This window comes from Streptomyces sp. NPDC048473, assembly GCF_043200155.1.
In the GTDB taxonomy this organism is placed as follows: Bacteria; Actinomycetota; Actinomycetes; order Streptomycetales; family Streptomycetaceae; genus Streptomyces.
The window spans coordinates 1-6,181 of record NZ_JBICXE010000107.1; the positions used below are offsets into that span (position 1 = coordinate 1).

Below are 6,181 nucleotides of genomic sequence, written 5' to 3' on the forward strand. Positions count from 1 at the left end.
TCCGCTGCCTGCCCCTACCCCTCCACGGTCATGCTCCGAGCACGAAGAAGCCCCCGCTCATCGAACAGGGACTCCCTTTGCCACAACGCACTTAACCTGTGCGGCGTGGACGTGGGGTCGTTGATTTCTTTGTCCGTCGCTTCGCGGGGCCCGGTTTGCTGACTGTGTGCACGTCGTAGCGTGGGGTGGGCCGGTTGTTCTCGCGGCCGATTGGTCTTCCTGGGCCGGGCTGGGAGAATTTCGGTGCTCGGGCAGGGCAGGCCGTCTTCGGGCGGAGATGCCAGAAATCGCGGCGGACCCGAGCAGGGGTAAGTCTGTCCACCGGGCTTGGCTTCTCCCACGGCCGACGCAGGTCGGCCGCCAGCGGGCGGGCGAGCCGGAGCTGGGTGAAGACCACGAGGATCAGCCAGGGCCAGCGGTCGGCCGCTTCGGGGCTGCGAATCTTCGGGCAGGTCCCGCCCAGGGTCTGCTTGAACAGTCGGAAAGTGTGCTCGATGTCGAACCTTCGCAGGAACGCCTGCCAGAGCAGGTCGACGTCGGCGTCGGGGGCGGTGGCGTCGATGCCCGACCACCACAGCCACACCGGCTTCGGCGTCGCGCCGCTGGGCAACCGGCCGACTTGAAGAAGGATCACGGTTCCCTCGATGACCGGCAGAGCGCCGAACTGGGCCGTCCATGCGGAGCGGTGGGTGAGTCTGGGGTGGAGCCGGTCCCAGGCCCGGGCGATGGCGGTGCCGTAGAGGCGGGTCCTGGTCACCGTCTGCGCGTCGGGTGTCTTCCAGGTGCCCGGGTCACCGAAGACGAACTCGCCTCCGTGACGGGGCGGGCGGCCCCGGGTGCCGGGCTCGCGGGGCGGGACCGTGCGGCGCAGGACGCGGTCCGAACGCATCCGGCCCAGCACCTGCACCGGCAGATCCTTCAGCAGGAAAGCCAGCCGGGGCACGTCATAGCCGGCGTCTACCACGATCAGGATCTCCGGGGCCGTCCTTCCACTGCCCGGCCGCGATCAGCCGCTCGAGGAGTTCACGCATCTGCCCGCGATGACAGTCGCGGCATCAGCTCCCGGCGTCAGACGCAGTGCGTCCAGCGGTGCGGTCCATGAACTGCGACCGGTCTCCAGCGCGCAGATCACCGAGTACGGCCGGCCGGGAACAGGAATGTGCTGGTCCTTGCCCCGTCCGTAGGTGTGACACAGGATCCGCTGCGGTGAGGTGTGCGCGCTGGGCCGCAGCCAGCAGGTGATGTCGGCGGCCAGCACCAGCCGACCATCCGCCACCCGCGGCACCGCGGCCAACACCCGTCGCAGCCGGGCGATGTCCACCCGGCCTGCGGCCAGAGCGTCGTAGAGCCCACCATGCCCGCGACGATGCTCGCCCGCCAGTGCTCGGGTCGCCCGGGGGTGAGATCCCCCCGGGCGACCCGACCAGCGTCATGAATCAGGTGTGTGCTTCCCCGAAGGAGTCACCGAAGACGGCGACGGCTGTGGGTCCGGGTGGGACGGTGGCGGATGCGCCGGTCGCAGCCATGCCTGTCGCGGGTGTGCCCCTCGTGGCGAGCCAGTGGTCGTGGGGGGTATTGGGGTTGTGTTCTTGACGGATGAGGGTGAGTTCGCGGAGGGGGTTGTGGGGGCCGATGGGGTACGAGGTGCCTTGGGGGGTGATCACGTTGATGCGGAGGTTGTAGATCCAAGCGGCGGCAACGGGGGCGATGTCACCGGATGCGTTGTCGTAGACGCCGGATGAGGCCAGGGCCTGGATGATTCTGTTGCGGTCCTGGTCGGACCAGTCTTGTGTGGTCAGGGTCAGGATCTGGTTTTGCAGGGCAATGGCGTCGTTCCTCATGCCCATGTCTATGCCGAGCTGCTGGAGGGGGGGGATGTCGGTGAGGACCTGGCGGAACTCGTCTGCGGCGGCCGCGCTCTGCCCCAGGACGTCCAGCAACGGCCACCGGATCCGGTCCTCCGGCAGCCGGCTCAGGTCCTCGGTGAGTTCCCGGGCCAGATCCTCGCGGAGGTGTCCGGGGGTGAGGCCGGCCGGGAAGGGCTCGAGGATCTCCGCTGTCAGCAGGGCGTGGAAGAAGCAGTCACCGTCATGGGGGACATCGACCGCTTGAAGTCCCTGCTCCTGCAGGGCCTGGAGCTGCGGGTCGGTGAGCGTGCAGGCCGCCTCCGGTACGGACATGTCCCCCTCCCCGCCGACCCAGTTCGCAGAGTCACTCCCGTCTGGGGTCCTGTCTCTGTCCAGGCCATCGGCCGGGCCGGGAAGTGCGTGAGGCGGGTCCGGTGCCCAGGGCCCAGCGACCCAGCCCGGGACCCCGTCCTGGTCCAGAGTACCGGTCAGGTGAGAAAGCGCGTCCGGGGGCAGGAGACTGGTCCAGTCCGCAGAATTATCCGGGGACTTGTCTTTGTCCAGGCCATCGGCCGGGCCGTGAAGTGCGTCCGGGGCCGGAATTTCGGGCCCGTCCGGAGCACCGGATGGGCCCGGACGCGCATCCGGGGACAGTGTCGCGACCGGATCCAGATCCTCGCCCGGCAGCGAGCCACCAGCCTGCTGCTGGGCAGATTGGCCCGTCGCGTCGGCCCGCCCGCGCGGCCGTTTAATCGGTCGGCCGTGGATCAGGTCTTCGCGCGCCACTCTTTTGCCACCTTTTCTGGCTACGCTGCGCCTCAAATTCACTTCCTCCAGTAGTTCGACGCCTCCCTGCTTCAGTTGTGCCAGCGTTTCGGCGGACACCGGATGCTTGCCATTCCGGATGTCAGACAGGACCTGACCGATCGGAAAGGAGTTTCCCTCGAACGGCGCTTTCGTTCTTTGGAGGAGTTTCCGGCCGTTCCATTTCTGGGCTTGCTTGTATTGGAGGAGGGCTTGCACGAAATCTTCATCCCCCCGAATCTCCCTAGTTCTTTTGGTTGCAGTGACCGCGTTGTCCAGGTGCAGGACGCCCGCTTCCTTCAGTTGTGTCAGCGTTTCGGCGGACACCTGACGACTGCCCATCCGGATTGCGGACAGGAGTCGACCGATCGGAAAGGGGTTTCCCTCGAACGGCGCTTTCGTTCTTTGGAGGAGTTTATCGCCGTCCCATTCTTTTTCTTCCTTGAACGCGAGGAGGGCTACGATGAAATCTTCGTCCGCCCTGTTCTCCCGGGGGGAATTGGTTTTGATGACCGCAAGGTCCAGGTCATGGACGCCAGCCTGGTTTAGTTGTGCCAGGGCGTCGGCCGAAATCTGACGATTTTCGCCTCGTCGGATGTCGGACAAGAATCTACCAATCGGAAAACGCCTTCCCTTGAACATTGTTGTCGTTCCTCGGGTGAGCTTCCAGCCGTCCCATTTCTGGGCTTGCTTGTATTGGAGGAGGGCTCGCACTAAGTCTTCTTCCTCCCATGATTCCTTGGTTTTTCTGTTCTTTGTTACTATATTGTCCAGGTGCTGGATGCCAGCTTTCCTAAGTTGCGCCAGGGTATCTGCCGACACCTGACGATCACCATTCCGGATATCGTACAGGACCTGACCGATCGGAAAGGGGTTTCCCTCGAACGGCGCTTTCGTTCTTTGGAGGAGTTTATCGCCGTCCCATTCTTTTTCTTCCTTGTATTCGAGGAGGGCTATAAGGAATTTCTTGTTGTCGTCCTGGGGGGAGGCCGGTCCCGGTCCGGGGGTGGTACGGGTGGGTAATGCGAGGTGGTGGGTGGGCGGGGTGGGAGGTTCCTCGTCGGTGTCGTTCAGGTCGGAGGGGGCGAAGGGGGAGTCGCTGTCGCTGTCTTCTTGGGGGTTCTCCTCGGGGCGGTGATGGGGTGTCGAGGCGCCTCCAGGTAGGCCCGGAAGTTGGCCGTGGGTGAGGAGTGCCGCGATGAGGGGGGCCAGTTGCACGGGCCGGGACAGGTCCTGGGACGGGGGTGGCAGTTGCGCGTAGGCCGCTGCCAGGGTGTCCGGTTCGACTGTGACCGTCGTGTCCGGGTGGCGGGGAAGGCGGTGCAGAGCCGTGTTCAGGAACGTCCGGAAATGCGAATCGTGTGCGAGTGCCAGGCCCGCCTGTGCGGTGGTGCTCTCATTCGGCTTTGCGGGGTGTGTTGCTGTCCGGTGTTTTTCGGTCGTTGGGGGAGGGGGTGTTGTGGTCTGGCCCATTGTGGGTTCGGTGGCCGGGTGTGGGTGGCCGGTGAGGTCGGCGAATACGCGGTCGGCGATAGTTGGTTCGTTTTGGTTGTTGTTGTTTGTAGTTTGTAGTGGGTGGGTGGGGTGTGCGCCGCTGGGCCGGCTGGTGGTGGGATTGGCGGGGGTGGGTTCGGGTTGGTTTGGCCGGTAGGTGGCCAATGCTTTTGTCAGCGCGGTGGTCAGGGGGGTGGTGGGTGGTGCGTCGTGGAGTGCTTGTGTGAGGCCGGTTCTCATTACGTGGTCGGTGTTCACTCTGCCGATGAAGATGTCCGGGTTTCCCCCGATGGCTTCCGGTGCGGTGCTGTCTGGTTCGTTCGTCGGCCGGGGGGCGTCGGGGGCCGGGTTGAACTCGGTCCCCGTGCTGTACTGGGCCCGTAAGCCGCCCTCCTGGCCCCAGGGGTCCCAGGTGTCCCAGGTGTTTTCCGTGCTGGAAGTGTCGTGGGTATTGGTCTGGTCGGCGGGTGTGGTTGCGGGGAGACCGGGAAGGGTGTTCTGGTCTGCTTGTGGGGCGGCGGTCCGGGTTGCCGTGCCGAACAGCTCGGGGTGTGTCTGTGTGGTGGGCCGGTAGTTGGAATGGGTTCTTGTCGGGGTGTGGGGGTGGGGGATTTCCTGGGTGGGGGGTGTTTGGCCGGTGGTTGTGGTGGCTGGGTTGTTGGTGTGGCGTTGATGGGTGATGTGGGTGGCGGCGGTGTGGTAGTCGGGTGCCGGGTGGGGTGGGCCGGGGGCGAAGGTGTGGGGATTTTGGTGGTGGAGGGCGTTCAGGATTTCGGTGGGGGTGGCGGTGGGGTGGCCGTGGTTTTGCAGGATGGGGTTGATGGCGCGCTGGCCGGCTATGAGGGTGGCGGTCAGTTGGGCGGAGGGGGCGGGTGCTCCTGGTGCCGGGGTCAGGCGGGTGTGGGCGTCGTGGAGTTCGGTGGGGGTGGGGGCGGTCAGGCCGTGGGCGGTGAGCAGGGTGGTGGGGGTGGGGCGGGTGGCCGTCCAGTGTCCGGTGCCGGCGCCGTGGCGGATGAGGTGGATGGGGTTGGTGCCGGGAATGTCGAGGTAGGAGTGGAAGGCGAGGTGGGTGGAGTGGGGGGTGATGTTCATGATGTGCAGCGAGCGGCCGAGGAGGAGGGCGGCGAGGAGTGGGGCGAGGTCGCCGGTGACGTTGTTGTACTGGCCGGGGGTGGCCAGGAGGTCGACGATCTGTCGGCGTTCAATGTCGGCCAGGCCGCCGCGGTCGTTCCGTCGGTCCTGGAAGAAGCTGATGTACCTGAGGTGGTCAGGGTGACCGGGGGGAAAGCCCTGCCGGGTGGCCAGATCTTCGTTCAGGCTGGTGGCGGCCTGGGTGTCCAGGAAGGGCCAGAGAGTGCGCTGGCCGGGGGAGAGGGCCAGGTCTCCTCGGAGGGCATGGGCGAGTGATGCGCGGACCTCGCCGGCAGTCAGTGGCCTCCCGTCGCGTCCGGTCAGTTCGCCGGAGATGATCAGGGCGTGCATGAAGCAGTCCCCGTCGCCCGGCACCTCCCGGACCTCCAGACCGGCCCGCGCCACGGCCGCGACCACGGGACCCACCGCAGCCGGGTCCATGGGATCGGCCAGCGAGCCTTCCCCGCCAGAGAAGGCCGGCCCGGACCGCGCCAAAAGGTAGTGTTTGCCGTTTTTGTCCGGGGTTTCGGAAACGAGTAGTCCTGCTGTGCTCGTGAGTGTTTCACGCAGTGCCGCCGAGACGTGCACCCTGCCACGTCTCTGGAAATCGCGCAGAGTGAGACCGATCGAGCATGGTTTTTCGGCGCCGATGTCGACGCTCGCCGTGGCGGGGGGAAAGAATCCCTTCTGGTCGGGGTGTCGACCGTAGTAGTCTTCGACCGCTCGGATGTGCTGCTCATCGGACCACTTCGCCGATTTATTCCGTGGCCGTTCGCTGGTTTTCTTCAGCCAATATTTTTTGTTTTTGTCCGGGGTTTCGGAAACGAGTAGTCCTGCTGTGCTCGTGAGTGTTTCACGCAGTGCCGCCGAGACGTGCACCCTGCCACGTCTCTGGAAATCGTGCA

The 6,181-nt window shown here is 65.6% G+C and carries 1 protein-coding gene and 1 pseudogene; both read right to left on the bottom strand.

The genetic code is table 11. The annotated features are described in order from the left end of the window. Positions 1 to 91: 91 nt before the first annotated feature. Positions 92 to 1,381, bottom strand: a pseudogene (locus ACGFU7_RS46645) (NF041680 family putative transposase). A 55-nt stretch (positions 1,382 to 1,436) separates the two neighbouring features. Further along, entirely contained in the window at positions 1,437 to 6,155 is a 4,719-nt protein-coding gene (locus ACGFU7_RS46650) for a hypothetical protein (protein ID WP_393704761.1), read from the bottom strand. Between the last annotated feature and the right edge of the window lie 26 nt (positions 6,156 to 6,181).